Below are 22,413 nucleotides of genomic sequence, written 5' to 3' on the forward strand. Positions count from 1 at the left end.
TTATTAATTATTACGTTAGCTTTTAATTTTTCTTGTAATCATTTTAAAAAGAAGTTTTCGCTAATAGTATTTGAATTATAAGGATAAAATATTGCACACGTACGTATTTTATGAGGAAAAAGCTGTTACATAGGATAATGTGCGGTTAAAAATGTTGTAAATTTTGATGTAAAATGCGGAATTTTAAGGTTTCGTCTGGTAAGATCTCGCCCCAAATTATTAGAGAGACGCAGCACTATGGCCAAACGTTCACGTGTTGAAACCGAGCAAACTGTAAACCAAATTCTAGACGAAGCGCTTAAACAGATTCTTACGATAGGTTTTGATGCTATGTCATACACGACTTTGTCTAATGCAACGGGGATCAGTCGAACGGGAATCAGTCATCATTTTCCTAAAAAGACTGAATTTCTGGTGCGTCTAGATCATCGTATTGGCCAGCTGTTTGTTGATGCGCTCAATTTTGATTCAATTATCTCATTAGAATCAAGTTGGAAAAATGCATTACAGCTGGCTGAGCATAAAGCCGTATTGAAACTGTTTTTCAGTCTTTGTGGCACCAATAGCGATAATATCACCTACTTTAAAGCCATGAGTACCGCTCAAAAGTTAGCGTTATTGCAATTAGGCGAAGCGGGCGAGAAATGTGTGGCGCAACTTATTGGTCATAGCGCAATTGCATTGCTTGAAAATATATCTGTGCCAGAAGCTGCATAAATCATCAGTATTAGCTTACTCAGTTCACTAATATTGATGAATGTTGTCACCACTACCAATATAGCTTGGATGCTATAAAGGCCACAGCAGGTCAATTGAATTGTCGTGACTTCCCCCGTTATCCTGCTAAATACCGAGTGGATAAAGAGTGGCTAATTCAAAATACTATAACCACGTTTAATCATGCAGTTGCGTACAACAAGCTCTTGTTCAGCTTCATACTTTGCTTGGCTCGCTTTACGATCTCTAGAGCCGCCTAAAATACCTGTAGCAACACCAATGCCTGCACCTGTTTTCGCACCTTGAGTTCCGCTTCCACCTGCTATCGCCACGCCTGCTGCGCCAACAGCGGCGCCTTTAGCTGCACTGCCGACAATACTTCTCGATTGAGTTTCTTTTTGAACTTGCTGGGATATTTCAATGCATTGATGTTCATCAAAGATAAAATCTTTTTCATCCACATCTGATTTGTCGTAAATAATGTTTGCATTGGCAGTAAATGCGCAGAATAAAAGGGCACTAAGTATAAAATTTTTCATCATATTTCCTGGTGATTTTAGCCATAACTAAGGGTAATTTCACTTAGGTTAACATTCGAAAAAAATCTATAGCGAATATCGCGTATTCCTTATGGAATACGCGATATTGCGGACAAAACGAGGGGAGTTATAACGTGATTTTACGTGACTCGTAAAAATGACACATTTGTTGTGCCTTATCTTCCTCATATTCTCTTAGACCACTCATAACGAGGGTTTTCTTACCGGTACCAATCAATCGTTCGTCCTGACGCAGTTCAAAAGTAAGCGTGACATCGCCACGTTTACCATTGATTAAAAATTGTTGGTCAATTAAATGAAGACTAACGTCATCAAAGTCAAAATGTGCTAAATGAAATGACATGCTTTCATAGATAACCAATGGGCGGTCAGGGTTTATCATCATCTTGTGTTGCTTCATCATAGGCACTAATACATGAATGAAGTTTAAACCTGAAAAAGCCACATAACTTTTAATAAACGCAGCGGTTTGCACATCGCATTGGCAAATATCACCTTGGCGGGCCACGTGCATATATTCTTTGTTTTTGATATCGCTGATCGTAAATTTATTTTCTACTGCATCAGGCAGTATTAACTCAATTCCATCACCTACCATACCTGCAAATTTAAAGGTCATGTTCTGGCTTAAGCCATATTCTGTTAATACCAATGCGAATAATAAGTCACCTGGTACACAAAAGCGTTTCGCGCCAACATCATGGATGGGGTTGAAATCTTCTGCAACCTGCCTGGCAAAGTCACTGGCTTGTTGGGCAGAAATAAAAACGCTTTGATCTTGTTTTGAATAATAAGGTGATAAAAACATGATGGAATGAGTCTTATATAGTAAGGAATAATTTTTAAGCGCAGTTTACTGCACATTTCACAATAAACTCACCCGATGACTGGATTCTTGTGGCTTTAATATCAAGACGAGTGTTTTTTGTACATCTCTTTGGTGATTTGTGTCACACATCTTACCCACAACATAACAATTCTGCCTTATTTGTAAATATATAGTGTCCATTTGTTGATTTTAATGTCCAGTTAAGTGAAAATGCGCACAATTAGAAACACAAATAAGAATTGTTCTTATTAGTATTAAATAAATGTTGTATTGGGAGATAAAAGATGAACCAGTCAAACACCTTACGTTTGAGTGTTTTAGCAAGTGCATTATTAATGTCTATGGGCGCAACTGCCGCTGAAAAAGTCACTCAAGATACGCAGGTGGCCACCACTAACATTGAACAAATTACTATTTTTGGTAGCCGTAATCCTGTTAATACCGTGCCAGGTAGTGCGCACGTTATTTCGGCCGCTGATATTGAGCAGTTTAAATATACCGATATCATGCGCACTCTGGCGTCTATCCCTGGCGTTTATATTCAAGAAGAAGATGGCTACGGATTACGTCCAAATTTAGGTATGCGTGGCACAGGACAAAATCGTTCTGAAAAAATCACCGTAATGGAAGATGGCGTATTAGCTGCGCCAGCGCCTTACTCATCACCTGCTGCTTATTATTTCCCTACTTCAGGGCGTATGCAAAGTGTTGAAATTCTTAAAGGTAGTTCAACGGTTAAATATGGACCTCGTACAACGGGTGGCGTAATTAACATGCTATCTCGTCAAATTCCTGAAACAGAACTAGCTGGTAAATTAGATGTTGCTGCTGGCCAAGATGGTTTTGGTAAAGTGCACGCATTTGCTGGTGGTCAAGGCGAAAGAATTGGTGCTGTGACTGAAATCTATCGCTATCAAGCCGATGGTTTCCGTGATATCAACGGTGTTGGCGGTGATACAGGTTTTGTGAAGAATGATGCGTTAGCAAAAGTGAGCGTCAAAACTGACAAAACAGCTAAATATCAACAAATTGTAGAATTAAAACTAAAATATGCTGATGAGGTTTCTAACGAAACTTACATGGGCTTAACGGATGAAGATTATGCTGCAACGCCATTTATGCGTTATTCAGCATCACAAAAAGATCAGATGACTACTGAGCATAAACAAGTTCAGTTAAATCATGTGATTGAATTTAATGATAACTTAGCTTTAAGCACGACCGCTTACTATAACGACTTTCACCGTAACTGGTATAAAGCCGATAAAGTTGATGGTAAAAGTTTAAGTAGCGGTGGTGTACAAAACGCCGCTGATTTTGACAAAGGCTCAGTGACCGCGCCTATTGATGTCAGCGTGAAAGCCAATAACCGTAGTTATTTATCACAAGGTTTACAAACTGAATTAAATTACTATGTGGGTAATCATGAGCTTGCATTCGGTGCGCGCTATCATGAAGATGAAATGGACCGTTACCAATGGGCGGACATTTATCAATTAGACACCAACCAAGTGATGAACCGCACTCAAAGTGGTATTCCTGGTACAGATTCAAACCGTATCGATAGTGCTGATGCTTGGGCGTTGTTTGTACAAGATCGCATGACCATAGGCGATTTTGCAATTACTGTGGGTATTCGTTATGAAGATGTCACTACTAATCGTTTAGATTGGGGTAAAGCAAATCCTGGTCGCGATGGTCAACCAAGCAAAGATGTTGATAACAGTTTTAGTGCAGTTATGCCTTCTTTATCTGCAACCTATCAGGTGAATGAGGCGCTTATTCTATTAGCCGGTGTTCAAAAAGGTTTCTCTCCAGCAGCACCAGGTAATGCGGACGGTCAAGAGGAAGAAAGCTGGAACTATGAAGCAGGCTTACGTTATAACCAAGGTGCATTTACTTCAGAAGCCATTGCATTCTATGGTGACTACAGCAATATGCATGGTAACTGTACAGCTGCGCAAGGTTGTGACGATAACAACATTGATAACCAATACAATGCCGGTGAAGTGGATGTTAGCGGTTTAGAATTAAGCCTAGGTTATGAGTTTAATCAAAAAGGTGAGATAACTTTCCCTGTGAAAATGGCTTATACCTTTACTAATGCTGAATTCGGCTCAGATTTCTCATCTGATTTTGAAAGCTGGGATAACGTTAAAAAAGGTGACTCGTTAACTTATTTGCCAGATAACCAATTGTATATTTCTGCTGGTGTAGCAGCAGAAAGCTGGCAAGTGACTCTAGCCGGTCGATACACTGATGACATGCGCACTAAAGCGGGACAAGGTGATATTCCTGCGGATGAGTTGATTGGTTCTAAAACAGTGTTTGATTTATCAGCACGCTACTTCATTAACGATGTGTCAGAAGTGTACTTAAATGTTGATAACTTATTTGACGAAACTTACGTGACAACCCGTGTACACGGTTCAGTATTTGCTGGTAAACCACAGTCTGCAACCTTAGGTTATAGCTATAAGTTTTAATCGTTAACTGGTGATTATTTCTAGCTGAGATGATCAAAAAAATGCCACTACAAAGGGCTGACCATGATTGATGGTTAGCCCTTTGTGTTATCTATGCTTGTTGATCTTTAGCGAAGATTTTTACGCTGATAACATCACTCTGCAAAGCTCAATTGCCCTAAGTCTTTTTAAGCTATCACGTTAACTCTTGATATTCCCCATTCACCAATTGATGTTTTTGGGCCATATTAAGAGCTTGTTGATGCTATTCAAGCGCTAATCTTGTATGGCGCCAAGCAATGAATAAGCGTTACTTATTGGGGCTACTTTCGCACTGAGCTAAATGCCAAGGCGAGTCATGTTAGGTTTAAGATTAAAGTAGTGAAACAAACACCACGTCATGCTTACCCTGTTGTTTAACCTGGTACATGGCTTTGTCTGCTTGTTCATAAGCATGGGAGAAAGTCGTCGAGGCTGAAAAAGCACACACTCCAATACTTAAACCAATTTGGGCTTTGTGCTGTTCAATGGTGGTGGGATGGTTAAATTGTTGTAATAAGGTTTGGGTAAAGGGGGTTAATATTTCTGCTTGATGAACTGTGGTTAAAATCACAAATTCATCACCGCCAATTCGAGCGATCGCATGCTGGCCTTTGTCCAACATAGTTTTAGCCGTCTGGCTAATGGTATTAGCGACATGGATTAAGAGTAAATCACCAATACGATGACCCGCTTTATCATTAATTCCCTTAAAACCATCTAAATCAATAAAAATTAACGCTCCTTTAGCTTGCGGATGTTTGAAGTTTTTTTGATAGTGATTTTTGAGGGCATTACGATTAAGTAGGTTAGTTAGGGGGTCATAATGGGCTAATCGTGCCAATTCCTGTTCGTAGCGTTTTTCTTGAGTAATATCTGTGTGGGTGCCCATAATGCGTTTAGGCTGACCGTTTTGTGTAAACTCAATAATCCGGCCGCGATCAGATACCCAACTAACACTGCCATCTTTATGAATCATTCGATGCACCGCGCGGTAGACATTCTCTTTACCTTCCACATGGTCGTAAAACGCTTTAATGACCCAATCTTTATCTTCAGGATGAAGATGCGATTTCCAGCTGTCGATATGGGCAGGTCGCTCCTCTAAGGTATAACCTAGTAGTGCCCCCCACTCCTGATTGTACATGGTCAGAATTCCGCTAGGGATATCTTGTTCCCACAGACATAAGCCCGTGCCATCTAATGTCGCATGGAGCTTTTCTTCAGTCAGTTTGAGAGTTTGCTGGAGTTGCAGTTTTGCTTTTTCTAGCTCAGATACCTGTAATTGGTAATCTGATAGCTCGCTTTGTAGCTTGGCGATTTTAGCTTGTAATTGTTGCAACTCATTTGTTGAGCCATCCATTTGTCTATAACTTTCCTTTTTACATCACGACTTGCTGGCAAATATTACCTTCAAAAATGCCTTGTGCTAATTTGTGTATAGAATCCATTATCGCTGAGACATTAGCGGCCTAATAAGTAACGTCATTAAGCTCAATAGACGATATCAAAGATACAACCACATTAAAGGGGCGCATATCTGCATATCACCTGAGTGTGTTAAAAGATCTTTAATCGCATTACTGGCGATAAATTAACTAAAACTTTAGCCATTTTACATTTTTAACCAGCGTTTATTTTACAGGTTAAGGGTAAACCTTAGATTAATTTTTAAGATAACATCTTCACCAATTTATAACACCGAAAAAAGCCAAAAAAATACCAGCCACTAGGCTGGTATTTGTGATTTACGCTAACGGTGTTACAGCGCTTTTAGAATAGCTTCTACACTATCTTTGGCATCACCAAATAACATTTGGGTATTGTCTTTAAAGAACAACGGATTTTGCACACCAGCATAGCCAGTATTCATTGAACGTTTAAAGCCAATAACGTTTTGTGCTTTCCACACTTCTAACACAGGCATACCAGCAATCGGACTGTTTGGATCTTCCATTGCCGCTGGGTTTACTGTGTCATTGGCACCAATCACTAACACGGTATCCGTGTCAGAGAAATCTTCATTGATTTCATCCATCTCTAATACGATGTCATAAGGTACTTTTGCTTCAGCCAATAATACGTTCATATGACCAGGTAAACGTCCTGCAACAGGATGAATACCAAAGCGAACTTTAATGCCTAAGTCACGTAACTTACGGGTGATTTCAGCCACAGGATATTGAGCTTGCGCCACTGCCATACCGTAGCCTGGAGTGATGATAACTGAATCAGAGTTTCTCAGCATATCTGCCACATCTTCTGCGGTGGTTTCGCGGTATTCACCCACTTCTTCCTCGCCTGTAGATGCCGCACTATCGTTACCAAATCCACCTGCGATAACAGATATAAATGAGCGGTTCATAGCTTTACACATAATGTAAGACAGAATCGCGCCTGATGAACCCACTAATGCACCAACGATGATCAACAAATCGTTTGATAGCATGAAACCAGCAGCTGCAGCAGCCCAACCTGAGTATGAGTTCAGCATTGACACCACAACTGGCATATCCGCTCCGCCAATAGAGGCAACTAAATGCCAACCAAATGCGAAGGCTATTAAAGTCATAATGAGGATAGGCGTGATTGCGCCACCGGTTTGCACAAATTGCACCATTAAAATTAACGATACAATGACTGCTACAAGATTCATCTTATGGCGATGCGGTAAGGTTAATGCTTTTGATGGAATTAATCCGCGCAATTTACCAAATGCAACGACAGAGCCTGTGAAGGTTACCGCGCCAATGAACACACCGAGGAAAACTTCTACAAGGTGAATGTTCAGCATAGCGCCAGTCAGGTGATGACTATCTTGCTGAGCCTGACTCGCCTGAGCAAATGCCGCCTCAGCGGTTGCAAGAGTAGTATCTAAATCACTACCAATGGCAACCACAATTTCATTAATGGCTTGTGGGTGTAAATCGATAAAGCTGTTGTAGCCCACTAATACTGCTGCCATACCCACAAAGCTGTGAAGAATGGCAACGAGTTCAGGCATTTCGGTCATTTCAACTTTGAGTGCTAAACGGACACCAATTGCGCCGCCAATCACCATTGCTAAAATAATCCACACTACGCCAGTGGTACTCGGGTTTAAAATGGTTGCGCCAAGCGCAATGGTCATCCCTATGATGCCAAATAAATTGCCGTTTTTAGCTGTTTCTTGTTTTGAAAGCCCCGCAAGGCTTAAAATAAAGAATACCGCCGCGACAATATACGATGCTGTTACCAGTCCTTCTGACACGATAATTCCCCTTAATCTTTACGGAACATTTTCAGCATGCGCTGAGTGACGGTAAAACCACCAAAAATGTTAATACTTGCAATTAACACAGCAACAAATGACAGCGCGGTGACTAAAGCTGATCCCTGGCCTATTTGCAGTAATGCCCCCACCACAATAATGCCTGAAATTGCATTGGTTACGGACATTAGCGGTGTGTGTAATGAGTGAGACACGTTCCAGACCACGTAGTAACCCACCACACATGACAATATAAATACCGTAAAGTGAGATAAGAACTCTGTAGGGGCAACGGATGCGATGGCTGCAAAAGCGGCAATGCCCGCAGCACCTAAAACGTACTTAAGCTTAGAAGGGGCTTTGGGTTCAGCCGCTTTGGTCACAGGCGCCGCAGCCGGTTTGGCTGGTGCAGCTGACACCGAAATGGCTGGTGGTGGGAAAGTAATTTCACCCTCGTGGGTAACCGTCATGTTACGCATAACCACATCTTCAAAGTTAAGTACGGCGTTACCGTCTTTTTCTTTGCACATTAACTTCATCAAGTTAACAAGGTTAGTGCCGTATAGTTGTGATGATTGTGCAGGAAGGCGACCTGGAAGGTCAGTGTAACCTAGTACTTTTACGCCGTTATCTGTGATAAATTTTTCACCCGTTACGGTATATTCACAGTTACCGCCAGTGGCCGCAGCCAAATCGACGATCACTGAGCCTGACTTCATACTATCAACCATGTCTTTAGTAATAAGCTTAGGCGCAGGGCGACCAGGAATAAGCGCTGTGGTAATAATGATATCCACATCTTTGGCTTGCTCGGCAAATAATGCCATTTCAGCCGCAATAAACTCTTCTGACATGACTTTTGCGTAGCCGTCAGAAGAACCGCCTTCGGTATTTTCAAACTCGAGTTTTAAAAACTCACCACCCATTGATTCGATTTGCTCAGCCACTTCAAGACGAGTATCAAATGCCCGCACGATTGCGCCTAATGAGCCTGCTGCACCAATCGCGGCAAGACCGGCAACACCAGCGCCAATTACCAGTACTTTGGCTGGCGGGACTTTACCTGCGGCGGTAATTTGGCCAGTAAAGAAGCGTCCAAATTCATGTGCGGCTTCTACGACTGCACGGTAACCACCAATATTGGCCATAGACGATAGGGCATCTAATGACTGGGCTCGTGAAATACGTGGCACCATGTCCATCGCCATCACGGTGATTTTTTTCTGAGCTAACTTCTCAACCAATTCAGGATTTTGAGCAGGCCAAATAAAGCTGACAATCGTGGTGCCAGGCTTCATTTTCTCAATTTCATCATCTGTAGGTGCGTTAACTTTAAAAATAAAGTCAGCTTGAAACGCATCTTCTACAATTTCGGCCCCAGCGTGTTCAAATGCGGCATTATCAAAACTTGATAATTTACCAACATCCGCCTCTATGGCCACACTAAAGCCGAGCTTTTTTAGTTGTACCACGGTTGCTGGCGTCGCTGCTGCGCGCGTTTCACCTGCGATACTTTCTCTCGGTATTCCAATCTGCATGACTGATCCCTGATGGTTAATGATTAAAATGCAATAAGGCTCCCCAGCCGAATTGCATCATAGTTTCACATGATGATTTGCTAACGGTCGTAATCAACAAATCATCGAATTAGGCTGGCATTGATGTGACTAGGTGAACATCAATACGTCTCTGTTAACAATTCCTTCTGGGAATGGTTTTTATTGTCTTTTTCAGAGAACAATTAACCTGATAGATAATCAATAGTTAATCCAATTGTCTAGCTTGCTGCAGACACTTCAATCGCACAAGTGCTACAAGGTTAATAAACGCTGTTTTAATTAAGGGAAATTAAAAAGTTTTAACTAACCCACACTTTTGTAGCCTAAAAAAACACCTTTGCATATTCCTAAATGGAATAAAAAATTATCTTTTATTCTTTTTTGCTTTTAGTCGACAGGAGTAAGCTTGGCTACATTACACTGTTATAAGGCCGTCTTATGTTGTTAAAAGAACTATCTGCATTAGCTTCACCATTGTCACAAGGACAAGTTGATAAGCTAAAACAACTCACTTCTGAGTTATCCGCTGTACAACTTGCTTGGGTGAGTGGCTACTTAGCTGCAAGCGCTAACCAAGGTCAGGTAGTCGCATCTGATGGCGCTGCGCAAACCAGTGCAAGCCAAACAGTTACCATTCTATATGGCAGCCAAACTGGTAACGGTCGCGGCGTTGCAACTGAATTGGCCGCTAAAGCGCAGGCACAAGGTTATACGGTGAACTTAACATCAATGGGCGAGTACAATGTGCGCCAGTTGAAGCAAGAAACCTTATTATTAGCCGTGGTCAGTACCCATGGTGAAGGTGAAGCACCTGATGACGCTATGGAATTGCATAAGTTTTTAGCATCAAAACGTGCGCCAAAATTAGATAACTTACATTATTCGGTATTAGCATTAGGTGACTCAAGTTACGAGTTTTACTGCCAAACCGGTAAAGACTTTGATGCGCGTTTTGCGGCATTAGGGGCTAAGCAATTATTACCGTTAGCTGAATGTGATGTTGATTACGAGCAAGCTGCTGCAGATTGGCAAGACAGTGTTGTTGAAGCGGTTAAACCGCATATTCAAACAGCGGATGCAAGTGTGGTGTCTTTAGCGCCAGCTCAGGCTTCAAGCAGCGAGTTTACCAAGCAAAAGCCTTACACCGCTGAAGTATTAGTTAGCCAAAAACTTACCGGTCGGGATTCTGACCGTGATGTTCGCCACGTTGAAATTGATTTAGGCGAGTCAGGCATTACTTACCAAGTTGGCGATGCATTAGGTATTTGGTTTAGTAACAACCAAAACTTAGTGAATGAAATTATTTCAGGTTTGGCTTTAAATCCAGTAACTGAAGTGACAGTTGGTAAAGAGGTGTTAAGTCTGGAAGCTGCATTAACTGACAAGAAAGAGTTGACCCAGTTATATCCAGGTCTTGTTAAAGCTTGGGCAGAGTTTAGCGCTAACGCAGATTTGTTGGCATTAAGTGAAGATAAAGAGCAAACGCGTCAGTTTATTCTTAAGCACCAACTGGCTGATTTAGTCAAAATCTATCCTGCTAAAGTGACTGCTGAACAATTAGTTGAAGTATTACGTCCGTTAACACCGCGTTTATATTCAATTGCTTCTAGCCAGGCTGAAGTCGAAACTGAAGTGCACTTAACGGTCGCCTTGGTTGAAGATGAGCGTGAAGGACAAGCAAGATTTGGCGGCGCATCACACTTCTTAGCATCCGCTGAAGAAGGTCAGGAAGTGAAGGTATATGTTGAGCCGAATAATCATTTCCGCTTACCAGAAAATCCACAAACGCCAGTGATTATGGTTGGTCCTGGTACAGGTGTCGCACCTTTTCGCGCCTTTATGCAGCAACGTGTTGCAGATGGCGTAGAGGGCAATAGCTGGTTATTCTTCGGTAACCCTCACTTTGAACAAGACTTCTTGTATCAGGTTGAATGGCAACAGTATCTGAAAAATGGTGACTTAAGCCGATTAGATGTCGCGTTTTCTCGTGACCAAGCGGAGAAAGTCTATGTGCAACATCGCATCACCCAACAAGCAAGTCTTGTGTGGCAATGGTTACAAGATGGGGCTCACGTTTATATCTGCGGTGATGCCGAACGTATGGCAAAAGATGTTCACCAGGCATTGTTGAATGTTGCCGTTACCGAGGGTGGATTAACACCTGAAGCTGCAGAGACTTATTTTGAAGAATTACGCAGCAGCAAACGTTACCAAAAAGACGTGTATTAAGCGTCAAGGTTAACCTAAACAACGTATATTAGGCTTAGCTGCCGAGTGAAAATTGCGACTTGATGAGTCATTACACAGCAATATTGCAGCTAAGTGATTATCGAATAAGAGGCGGTCACCATGAGTGAGCAAAAGTTAGCAGTAAACGAATATTTAAAAATCGACAGTGATTATCTGCGCGGTACCATTCAAGAGGGTTTAGATACTCAAGTAACGGGATCGTTTAGTGATGGCGATCAGCAGTTAATTAAATTCCACGGATTTTACCAGCAAGATGACCGTGATTTACGTAATGAACGTAAAGAGCAAAAATTAGAGCCTTTATATAGTTTTATGCTTCGAGCGCGTGTGCCAGGTGGTATTTGTTCACCAGCACAGTGGTTAGATGTGGATAAAATTTCGTCCACTTTAACCACCTCAAACAGCATTCGTTTAACTACGCGTCAAACGTTTCAGTATCACGGTATTCCAAAGCGTAATCTGAAAACGTTGATTCAAGGATTAGACAGAGCTGCGCTGGATTCTATCGCCGCCTGTGGTGACGTTAACCGTAACGTGATGTGTAACCCAAACCCTGTTGAATCTAAGTTACATCAACAAGCTTACGCAGTAGCCAAAGAGTTATCTGATCACTTGCTGCCGCACACGCGTGCTTATGCAGAAATTTGGTTAGATGAAGAAAAATTATTAGATACCGAAACCCATGAGCCTGTGTATGGCAAAACCTATTTGCCACGTAAGTTCAAAATGGCAGTATCAGTGCCACCTGATAATGATGTTGACGTTTACACTAACGATTTAGGCTTTATTGCTATTGCCGAACAAGGTGAACTAATTGGTTTTAACTTAGTTGCTGGCGGCGGCATGGGTTCTACCCATGGCGAAGTGGAAACCTTCCCACGTTTAGCCGATGACTTTGGTTTTATTAAAACGGCCGATGTGATCAAATTTGCTGAAGCTGTAATGACGGTGCAACGTGATTGGGGCAACCGAGTTAATCGTAAACGTTCACGTTTAAAATACACTATTGTTGATCATGGTTATGATGCGTTTAAGGCCGAAGTTGAAAAGCGTGCAGGGGTAAAATTTGAGACTAAGCGCGACGTTGTTATTGGTGACCGCGGCGATCGTTATGGCTGGGTTGAAGGTATCGACAACAAGTGGCACTTAACCTTGTTTATCGAAAGTGGCCGTATTAAAGATATGCCAGGTAAAACACTGCAAACGGGTTTACGTGAAATCGCTAAGATCCACAAAGGCGATTTCCGCATGACCTCTAATCAAAATATGATTATTGCAAGTGTAGCCGCTGAAGATAAAGCTGAAATTGAAGGCTTAGCCCGTAAGCATGGCTTACTTGGTGAAGTGTTATCGGCAACTCGCGGTCACTCCATTGCCTGTGTGGCATTGCCAACCTGTGCTCTGGCGATGGCTGAAGCAGAGCGTTATTTCCCAGCGTTTATTGATCATATTGATGCATTACAACAAAAACACGGAATTAGCGATCAAGCCATTGTGGTGCGTATGACGGGTTGTCCAAACGGTTGTGCGCGTCCATTTGCGGCAGAAATCGGTTTAGTGGGTAAAGCACCTGGCCGTTACAACCTGTATTTAGGCGCTAGCTTTGAAGGCACACGTTTGAACAAAATGCACAAAGAAAACATCCAAGAAGCAGAGATTCTATCTGAGTTGGATGGCTTGTTTGGTCGCTACGCTGAAGAGCGTGATGCCGGCGAGACCTTTGGTAACTTTACGGTACGTATTGGTGTTGTAAAGGCGGTATTAGATGCCGCTAAAGACTTTCATGGGTGATTTATGATGAATACTGAAGCCAATGCTACAGCCCAAGCCTTGATTAGCCCTGAGCAATTAGTTCAATTGCTCAGTCAGCCAAAAGAGGTGCAAAAGGCAGAACTGGATAATATCAACCAGTTTTTGTCTGGGCTGACAGCACAACAGCGCGTGGCGTGGGGACTGGCCTTCTTGCCCGGTGAACATGCTTTATCGTCTAGCTTTGGTATTCAAGCTGCAGTGATGCTGCATATGGTTAGCCAGGTGCAAGCCGATATCCCGGTTATCTTGACCGATACTGGCTACTTGTTTGCTGAAACCTATCAATTTATCGATGAGTTAACCGAGCGATTAAAACTGAATTTACAGGTTTATCGTGCCGCCCAAACGCCAGCATGGCAAGAGGCGCGCTTTGGTAAATTGTGGGAACAAGGTTTGGACGAGCTTGAGCAATATAACCGTCTGAATAAAGTTGAACCTATGCAGCGGGCATTAGCTGAATTGAATGTGGGCACCTGGTTTGCAGGCTTACGTCGCACTCAAGCCAGCACCCGTGAAGCCTTGCCGATATTGGCTATTCACGGTAACCGTTTTAAGTTGTTGCCGATTATTGAATGGAGCAATAAAGATGTGCATGTGTATTTAACTGAGCACAACTTGCCATATCACCCATTATGGGAGCAGGGCTATGTGTCGGTGGGCGATACTCATTCAACTAAGCCTTTAGAATTAGGTATGAGTGAAGAAGACACTCGCTTTAATGGCATGAAACGAGAATGTGGTCTTCATTACGAAATTTAATCGCCAAGTGATAAAAATTAATTCATCAGTAACTATTTGAAATTCAAATAACTCCATAAAATGGGTTAATTTTTGTTTAAAAAAAACAGGCAATACTCAGGTGAGTCGGCTACATTTAATCACTTCCGTAGATGGTTTTTGTCGACACTTTTTAGGATTGTTTTTGCAGTCCAAGTACCTTCAAAAGCTTCGCTCGCATCCTCGAGCACATTGATTGACTTGTTAGCGTATAAGCAATCAAATTTAAGCCCCAACAAGCATTGCTTGTTGGGGCTTTATATTGTTAGCCAAAGCTGTACTTTTTGTGCACCTATCACACCAAAGTGACCTTGTTTCTCGTCCCAAAGTGAGCTTGTCAGAAATACTTTTTACGGTTTTTTATGGCATTTCCTCACCGACTGCACAAGTATTTCCCTACAGCTCACCGCCCATGGGAGCAAACACCCATGGTTCATTTTTACAGTATTTGGCTCGCCAGCAGACTTCACAATTCAAACCAATATTTAGCATCCAAGACTTAATTAAGATCACCTGTCTTATATTTGGGCAAATTGGCTTAGAAGTTATCTTCTTGTAAATGTTGACGTTACCCTACTAAATTACTCAGCGGCTATGACTTTGGTTAGGGTAACTCGTTCAATATTTGATGGGAACTCATAGCCTGTCGTAGGGATGTTAAGGATCGTGATAACATAGGCAGTGATCTACCCGACATCACGTTTACATTTCCCATATTCCTATGGGCATATGTGAAACATCGCCCTGTTTTGAACAGTCTTTGGCTTATTAGTACCTTAATTTTTTGTTCATGCGCTTTCGGTTTCTTGATGACGACGGGTAAGAATTAATCAAAAAAGCTATAAGCTGAACGGTTTACTTATTTTTTATAACGTTTACCCTGACTCCACTAAATTTAGATCACACAGTATTTAAATGGTTTTTTAAGTTTTAATCTAATTTTGAGTGATATGTATTTTAATATGGTCGTACAGATATATTCAGTTAAGATGTGCTCGAAAAAACCATTATCGCTAAACCTCGTTTGGTTTTTTTGTGCTAACTAACTGCCACCTTTGGCATTCATTTTGATTAGAGTTTTTATGAAACGAATTTTATTGCTTACCTTGTTTATGTCTTATTCTGCCTGTGCTGTAGAGCCTTTATTTGAAACCCCAGAAGACATGGAGCCCACATGGATTGATAACATTTTGTCAGTTTTTGGCGCAGACGGTAAGTTTGACGACAGCAAAGCCATCGATATGAGTTATTTACCTACCGCTTATTACACCCCCGAGAAAAAGTTTGGTGTGGGCTTATTAATGGTGGGGTTATATAAAACCGACAATGCTGCAGCGGATGAGCAACCCTCATCATTGGTACTTAATTCATTTGTGTCGATGAACGGCTCATATGGTGTTGAAGTGGAAAACATGACGTTTTTCAATCAAGGCAAACAGCGTTTATTGCTTGATGTTGAGTTACATAATGAAGCGGCAGTTTATTATGGCAAAGGCATTGAACAGGGCAATATGGATGCAAACCTGCATGAGTTTGATGAGCAGCTTTATAGCTTTAAGCCTCGTTGGATGAACGAAATTGCCAGCAATTACTTTATTGGTATTGGTGCTGATTTTATCTATGCCAGTGCTAATGAGCTTGAGTACATGGCAACACCAACGCCTATTGACTCAAGTGAGCTACTGCCAAGTAACTTTAGTTCAGGGGTGGTGATCACCAGTATTTATGACTCTAGAGATTATCGCTTAAATGCGACTAAGGGCTGGTTGTTTCAGGTTGATGCAGGGCTTTATCAAAACGATCAATTTTCGTCATTTTCAACTTATAACATTGAGCTGGCAAACTATATCGATTTAAGCTCAGCCCCGGGGTTAATTGCATGGCAAGTGCAAGCTCACTTCACGGATGGCGATATGCCATGGAATTTATTGCCGACGCTTGGTGGCTCAAACGCCATGCGGGGTTATATCAAAGGCCGTTACCGTGATGAACAAATGATGATGGGGCAAGTGGAATACCGTTTACCGATATTTCATCGTTATGGCATGGTGTTTTGGGGCGCTGCGGGTAGCGTAGCACCTAAAATAAATCAGTTAACCGATGAGCTATTAACCTCTTACGGCACAGGTTTTCGCTTTAGAGTGAAAGACAATATTAATTTACGCTTTGATATCGGTGTCGGTGAAAACGAAACAAACTTCTATTTAAATGTGAATGAAGTTTTTTAACCCCAATCATGAGCCGACTATTTTGACATCGATTATTGCTGCAAGCTCTTCAACTCCAGCATCTTGGCTGTATCAAGCCTGGGTATTTCAACCTGTCTCCTTAAAGCCTGTACCAAGGCTAGTTATTGGCTTGCTGGTAGGCGTATGCAGTTGGAATGCACAAGCAAATGATGAGCAACTTCAATGTAGTCGCCATGCCAGTTACTCTATTTATCTGAGTGGCATTCATACCGGTGAAATGACCCGTACTGAACAGTGGCAAGGCAATACAGGGGTGATTAACGCCACAAGCCAAGCCAGTATTTTAGGCATTGGAACTGAATATCAGCAGCGTTCGCAGTTAGTATGGTCAGATGCGACTAATGAATGGTTAACCCAGTCTTTTCATCAGCAAGTGAGCGGCTTTCGTAGCCGTGATTTGCAGGTGACGTTTAGCCCAGATGGGCGGCAATCAGAGGTGAATCTTGATGGCAAAGTTAGCACTTACGCTTCAGAACAGATCCCCCTTAGAGATGTCGATACCTTAACGGTTCAGCTTCGAGAATCATTGCTAAAAGGCCGCAAGCAATTTGCGTTAATCAGACAAGCCTCTGATGCCATTGAACCCTATCAATACTATGTGCAAGAAGTGCAAACCCGCACCATAGCTCCGTGGGGCGAGTTGCAGCTAATTCCTATCGAACAAACTGGTGCAGAAAAGATGACTTATTACTTTGCCCCAAGTTTAGATTACCAACTTGTGCAAGCGCGTTATCACGGCATTTTGCTGCAGGGGTTGATTGAGCTGGACAGCTATTCCTCCACTTGTCCCCCAGCCCCTTATTAGCGGCGTAAGCTTTCTTCAACAAAACTACTTGATCACGTTTTATTCGGAAAGATATAAGATTTCAAGTGGTTAAATGAGTATCTAGATGTCGAGGCGGTCTTTGGCGGTTTAAGGATGAATCAGAAACGGCTTAATATTGCATTGTCTTTTTCATTCCAACATCGCAGCACTAAAAATGGCTTGTTCAGTCTGTTTTTAGCATTAATATTATCATTGCTTTGTTATTACGATGAGATGAAACTCATTTTTGACCGAAAGTTAGGTGTCCTTCAAATGAAGCTTTGGCATTTTTTATTTAGCTGAGTAGCGTTGAGCAGTATTGGTCATGTTGGGTTTAGTGTCTAGCTGCGCAGGAATGGGTTATTTCTGTTTTAACCTTTACCTTTTGGGTAATCAATTACCTGCAGCATGGATGTTCAGGATGAACGGAATGTCGTGGTCACATGGTCAGTGATGTTCCCGGCAGCCACACTGACATTTCCCATTTCCCATTTCCCATTTCCCATATCCCTATGGGTCAGATGTGAAAGAGCGACCTTATGTGCAGATACTGCTTCGGGACGCTGTAAGCCATCCATGGCCGCTTAACGAAGACGTCCTGTTTTCGATACCCTCAGGCGTATCTACACCAGGTCATTTTATCGCTTCTATTCGACCTTGTTTGGTGTGAGTTGCGAGTAAAAAGCTAACGTGCTTTTGTCCCAAAGGTTTGTTTGGAATATGGCCTACGGCCGCTATGAACATGAAACTTCGCACATAGTAAAGAATGCCTCGTGAAGTTTATCTTTATAGTTTCAGTATGGCATTTACTCACCGACACGCAGCAAGTACGTCCTTGTAGCTCAGCCGACCCATCCATGGGTCGGATGGTCGGCTCGCAAACCACCATAATGAACCTTTCGGGTATTTACTGAGTCGGCAAGTTTTAAAGAGTGAGTGACATAAGATTATTTCAAAAATGCTAACTTGTTTTTGCCCCAAAGTGAGTTATAGGCGATAAGCTGTACTGACAAGTAACTGGCCAGTTGACCTATTTTTACTAATCGATAAATTACCGTTACTGATTACTTTAGATAAGACATTAATATCAATGTTCACTTTTCAATTTTTCGTGCACGTTTATTCAGTATCACTCTAGTGGAATGCTTATAAATCAATAGCTTTATCAAGGTATAGCTTAGATAATAGGATTATTAAATGTGCATGCGCGTTTTGCCAAATATACGCGCATGCACACTATACAAATGCTATGAATAAAAAGGGTTTATGTATGGATGATTCAGCGTCAACAATGGAAAGTGTGAAAACCTGTTTGTCTCTATTTTCTGAGGCTGTGGGACTTGTTAAAAAAACTCAAGATTTATTACCTGATTCAGTTGAAAAAGAAGCCATTGAGAAAAGCCTTGCAGAAGCAGGTAAGGCTTCAAAACTTGCAGAAGCTCAAATTGCACAAGCTCTAGGGTATAGACTTTGCCAATGCACATTTCCGCCGCAGGTTATGCTTTCTGTGGGTTACAAAGAAAATATCGAAGAATTCAAGTGTACTCTCTGTAACAAAAGTTCTATTGCACCATCAATAGATGTGCATATACCCGCAACTATCAATGCATGGTAGTACAGAAATTCATAACAAAAAAAGGCATGGAAGCGATAAAACTGCGCCCATGCTTTAAGCATTAAAGCACTTAGGAAAGTTTATGCGCAATCTCATCGTAATCATTTTCATGACTCTATTAGCTGGTTGTACCTCAACAGGACAACCAACTTTCTCTGTATCCGTTGACTCTCTAGCTTCACCTGTTGCTATGACTAAAAAAACATATTTATTAATCCCTGGAAACCAAGGTATTAATAAAAACGATTTGCAGTTTCAAGAGTATGAAAACTATCTTAAACGTGTACTTAACGGCAAAGGTTATATCGCTGCCAACTCACAAGATGATGCTGATTTAGTTATAGTGTTATCTTATGGAATAGGAGACCCTCAAGCTCAACAGTATTCATACTCTATACCCACATGGGGGAAAACAGGTGTTTCTTCCGCTAATACATATGGCACAGCTACAACATATGGCAATACAACCTCAGTAAATGCAACAACAACTTATACTCCCACATACGGAGTTACAGGCTCTACGACTCTTACTGGTACTCGAACTACATTTTTTAGATATGCATTAATTACTGGCTACGATTACACAGAATTTAAAAAGTCTAATAAAGAAGTTCAAATATGGAAAACCACGATTAGTAGCACTGGTTCAAGTGGGGATCTTAGACGTGTATTCCCTATATTAATGGCAGCTTCAGAACCATACCTAGGTACAAATACGGGGCAAAAAATTCCAGTGTCACTTTATGAGTCAGATAATGCAGTTAAAGTGATTAAAGGTTTGGCAATCGAGTAATTAGTGCCTTGATCGGGTAGCCGGAGGTGTCTAGCCTCCAGCCCCACACCACTCCGCATACGGCTCTGCACAGGGCGGTTCATTTAGACTACCTAATCTAGACTTTTTGGTTAGCTTCTTATTTCGAGAGTAAGCTGCGATCCACCCATCTCTTAGTGAACAGAAACCCGCTTTCTTAAGATAGTCATTAGTAATGATAATGTGAACCGTATAGTTTAGAGCCTAAGCACTAAACGATTTCTGTCCAAAAACGATTTAGCTTTTTATTGTCCGATTGATACCCGAAAGGTTAAATCGAAGAGATCAAATAACCAAGTGTAGATGCGGCTGAGGGTATCGAAAACAGGGATGTTTTCGTTAAGCGGTCAGGGATGACGCATAGCGTCCCGAAGCAGTATCTGCACATTAGCGAGCCGCAGGCTTTTAACTACAATGAAGATTCGACTTTAAACACAAATCCCAATTCCAACTCAGCCAAATGTTATAAGCTCAAAATGCCAACGCCTTCATTCGAAGGCCTACACACTGTTGTCCAAACCCCAGTTCCCCTTTAAAGCTTCATTAATACCGACTGAAGCTAATGCGTTACTGGCTAATTAATGTTAAATTATTGAAATATTTACCTATGTATTAGAATGTTTTAGATAGGTACTTTTGAGTAGCAGAAAATCATCAAGACTCTCATGGAAGAGTTAATTAGTGAATAAATCGGAGTTTATAAATGAATAAAATGGCAGTTGCAGTGGCTGTATTAGCCGTTGGTGCAGGTGGATATTATTTTAGCCAGCAATCTAACACAGTCGCGTCGAATCCTATTTTGGATTATGTCCCTGCAGATACCTTAGCGTTTTCTGGACAGTTAAGCCCTTTTCCAATTAAAGATTATCTTTATAGCATTGCAGGTAATGCTCAGGGGTATTCGGTTGAGCAATTGAACGAGTTAAGTGATTTTACTGAGCCGCATGAGAAGTTTTTTCTTAGCCTTTATAAACAGTATTTGAGCTTAATGACTGACCCCGACACTCTTGTGGCGCATTATGGTCTGCCAGATGAAATGCAAAGTTATGCTTATACGCTTGGTGCATTACCTGTTATGAAGCTGCAACTTGCTGATGCTAACGCTTTTTGGGCTGAGTTAGACCGGGCAGAGCAAGAAAGTGGTTTAGTTCATACTACCGCGACCATAGCCGGACTCGAATACCGTGCTTATCGAGTGACTGGTGCGGACTCAGAAGAAACCGTTGATATCATTTTTGCTGAAGATAAAGGCTGGTTAACCGTGACGTTAAACACATCGCTTAACCAGGTTGAATTGCTAGAAACGGCATTAGGTGCTAAAAAAGTCGTTAACCCAATTTCTGCGACGACGATATTACAAGACATCGCTAAGCAGCATGATTTTACTCAAGACAGCATTAGCTTTGTTAACCATGTTGAGTTAATCAAAGGCATCACCACTGCCGATGGCAACATGTTGGCTAAACAAATTACCCAATTAGCCTCATTGCAAAATGATAATCCATTTGCAGAATTACAAAGTGAACAATGCAAAACTGAGTTAATGGCAATTGCCAATAACTGGCCAAGAACGGTCATGGGGTTTAATGCCTATTCCATTTCTCGCCAAGAAAGCACATTTGATGCTCGTGTGGTTATTGAGTCTAAAAACGCGGTTATTCTTGATGCTTTGACTAAAATGCGTGGTTTTATCCCTGATTTTGGTGCTGATGCTGCAAATCATATTTTATCAGTGGGGCTGGGGATGGATGTGGCGCAGTTAGCCCCTTCATTAAACGCTGTTTGGAAAGACTTAACCACGCCAACATTCCAGTGTCAGGCGTTAGCTGAAAGTCAGTATGCAATGGCTGAATTTAATCCCGCTATGATCGGCATGATGACCGGAATGGCAAATGGTGTTAAAGGGGTAAACTTCACCGTAATGGATTATCAACTAAAGGATGAAAATGGTTCGCCAGCATTTGAAAAGCTTGATGCATTAGTGAGTTTATCAGCTGAAAACCCTGCCATGCTGATAGATATGGTTAAACCTTTTTACCCACCTTTAGCACAAATTAATTTGGCGGTTGATGGTGATGCCGTTGATGTGACTTCATTATTAATGTTGCCTCCTGAGTTTGGTGTGCAAGTTAACATGGCGATTAAGGGACAGCATTTGGTACTGTATACCGGTGACAATGCGCAAGCATTAGCAGATAAAATGACTAAGCAAGCACTGGTTGCAAATGGTCTTGTTAATTTAACCGCTGATTATGAGAAAATGTTCACACCTTTAGTCACCATGATTGAGCAAAGTGGTGAGCAGGTGCCAGAAGAATTATCAATGATGAAAGACTACAACATGCGCATACAGATGACGGTTGATATTAATAGTCAAGGTATTGAAATCGGTTCTAAAATGAGCTCGAAAGCTCCTAAGTAACCTGAACTCTGGCTAAGTAACCTGAACTCTGGATAACAACTTGCTTTCTAGAGGCTATTTTTACTGATAACTGTGTTAAATTTGTTTGCAATAGGCCAGCTATTGACGCACAAATTTGCCTTGTTCTAAGAAAAAATATCCCTCTAAAATACATGGGTTAGATATATGTTATTTAATTTCATATATTTAGCTAATCTATTATCCAGAGTTCAGGTTAAGTAAACGTGTAAAAAAACCTAGAACAGTGTTCTAG

General features: G+C 41.5%; 15 protein-coding genes. 10 read left to right on the plus strand and 5 right to left on the minus strand.

Annotation, left to right across the window (positions count from 1 at the left end):
* The first annotated feature begins 237 nt into the window (after positions 1-237).
* On the plus strand, positions 238-717 hold the full coding sequence (locus ORI98_RS04350; RefSeq protein WP_306134385.1) for a TetR family transcriptional regulator: 480 nt from the start codon (positions 238-240) through the stop codon (positions 715-717).
* Between the two features lie 152 nt (positions 718-869).
* Here ORI98_RS04350 and ORI98_RS04355 read toward each other — a convergent pair whose 3' ends face one another.
* Positions 870-1,256 carry a glycine zipper family protein gene (locus ORI98_RS04355; protein ID WP_306134386.1) on the minus strand — a complete coding sequence of 129 codons (387 nt, stop codon included), beginning with the start codon at positions 1,254-1,256 and terminating at the stop codon, positions 870-872.
* A 127-nt stretch (positions 1,257-1,383) separates the two neighbouring features.
* Complete coding sequence (locus tag ORI98_RS04360; RefSeq protein ID WP_306134387.1) at positions 1,384-2,085, minus strand: DUF3581 domain-containing protein; 702 nt, start codon at positions 2,083-2,085, stop codon at positions 1,384-1,386.
* A gap of 305 nt (positions 2,086-2,390) precedes the next feature.
* Here ORI98_RS04360 and ORI98_RS04365 point away from each other — a divergent pair, with 305 nt between their 5' ends.
* Positions 2,391-4,592 (plus strand): TonB-dependent receptor domain-containing protein, encoded by a 2,202-nt coding sequence (locus ORI98_RS04365; RefSeq protein ID WP_306134388.1) that lies wholly within the window; start codon positions 2,391-2,393, stop codon positions 4,590-4,592.
* A gap of 352 nt (positions 4,593-4,944) precedes the next feature.
* On the opposite strand, the gene ORI98_RS04370 is transcribed toward ORI98_RS04365, so the two are convergent.
* The 3 genes from ORI98_RS04370 to ORI98_RS04380 all read right to left on the minus strand — a co-directional run bounded on the left by ORI98_RS04370 (position 4,945) and on the right by ORI98_RS04380 (position 9,398).
* Positions 4,945-5,973 carry a diguanylate cyclase domain-containing protein gene (locus ORI98_RS04370; RefSeq protein WP_306134392.1) on the minus strand — a complete coding sequence of 343 codons (1,029 nt, stop codon included), beginning with the start codon at positions 5,971-5,973 and terminating at the stop codon, positions 4,945-4,947.
* A 399-nt stretch (positions 5,974-6,372) separates the two neighbouring features.
* Positions 6,373-7,860 (minus strand): Re/Si-specific NAD(P)(+) transhydrogenase subunit beta, encoded by a 1,488-nt coding sequence (pntB, locus tag ORI98_RS04375; protein WP_261297101.1) that lies wholly within the window; start codon positions 7,858-7,860, stop codon positions 6,373-6,375.
* Between the two features lie 11 nt (positions 7,861-7,871).
* A complete protein-coding gene (locus ORI98_RS04380) occupies positions 7,872-9,398 on the minus strand; it encodes a Re/Si-specific NAD(P)(+) transhydrogenase subunit alpha (protein WP_261297100.1) in 1,527 nt (508 codons plus the stop codon).
* Between the two features lie 459 nt (positions 9,399-9,857).
* Between ORI98_RS04380 and ORI98_RS04385 the strand changes: the two genes are divergently transcribed.
* The 8 genes from ORI98_RS04385 to ORI98_RS04420 all read left to right on the plus strand — a co-directional run bounded on the left by ORI98_RS04385 (position 9,858) and on the right by ORI98_RS04420 (position 22,160).
* Complete coding sequence (locus ORI98_RS04385) at positions 9,858-11,648, plus strand: assimilatory sulfite reductase (NADPH) flavoprotein subunit (RefSeq protein WP_306134393.1); 1,791 nt, start codon at positions 9,858-9,860, stop codon at positions 11,646-11,648.
* Between the two features lie 120 nt (positions 11,649-11,768).
* The gene (cysI, locus tag ORI98_RS04390) at positions 11,769-13,460 is read left to right on the plus strand and encodes an assimilatory sulfite reductase (NADPH) hemoprotein subunit (protein ID WP_306134395.1); all 1,692 of its coding nucleotides are present in this window, start codon (positions 11,769-11,771) and stop codon (positions 13,458-13,460) included.
* 3 nt (positions 13,461-13,463) lie between these two features.
* Positions 13,464-14,240 (plus strand): phosphoadenylyl-sulfate reductase, encoded by a 777-nt coding sequence (locus tag ORI98_RS04395; protein ID WP_306134396.1) that lies wholly within the window; start codon positions 13,464-13,466, stop codon positions 14,238-14,240.
* A gap of 1,100 nt (positions 14,241-15,340) precedes the next feature.
* Positions 15,341-16,486, plus strand: a complete 1,146-nt coding sequence (locus ORI98_RS04400) for an outer membrane protein assembly factor (RefSeq protein WP_261297096.1) — start codon at positions 15,341-15,343, stop codon at positions 16,484-16,486.
* A 124-nt stretch (positions 16,487-16,610) separates the two neighbouring features.
* Positions 16,611-17,312, plus strand: coding sequence for a hypothetical protein (locus tag ORI98_RS04405; protein WP_306134512.1), 702 nt, complete (start codon positions 16,611-16,613; stop codon positions 17,310-17,312).
* 1,270 nt (positions 17,313-18,582) lie between these two features.
* Positions 18,583-18,927, plus strand: a complete 345-nt coding sequence (locus ORI98_RS04410; protein ID WP_306134397.1) for a hypothetical protein — start codon at positions 18,583-18,585, stop codon at positions 18,925-18,927.
* A gap of 82 nt (positions 18,928-19,009) precedes the next feature.
* The gene (locus ORI98_RS04415; RefSeq protein ID WP_306134398.1) at positions 19,010-19,720 is read left to right on the plus strand and encodes a hypothetical protein; all 711 of its coding nucleotides are present in this window, start codon (positions 19,010-19,012) and stop codon (positions 19,718-19,720) included.
* 721 nt (positions 19,721-20,441) lie between these two features.
* The gene (locus ORI98_RS04420; RefSeq protein ID WP_306134399.1) at positions 20,442-22,160 is read left to right on the plus strand and encodes a hypothetical protein; all 1,719 of its coding nucleotides are present in this window, start codon (positions 20,442-20,444) and stop codon (positions 22,158-22,160) included.
* The last annotated feature ends 253 nt before the right edge of the window (positions 22,161-22,413 follow it).

This window comes from Shewanella sp. ULN5, from assembly GCF_030731885.1.
GTDB classification, from domain to species: Bacteria; Pseudomonadota; Gammaproteobacteria; order Enterobacterales; family Shewanellaceae; genus Shewanella; species Shewanella holmiensis.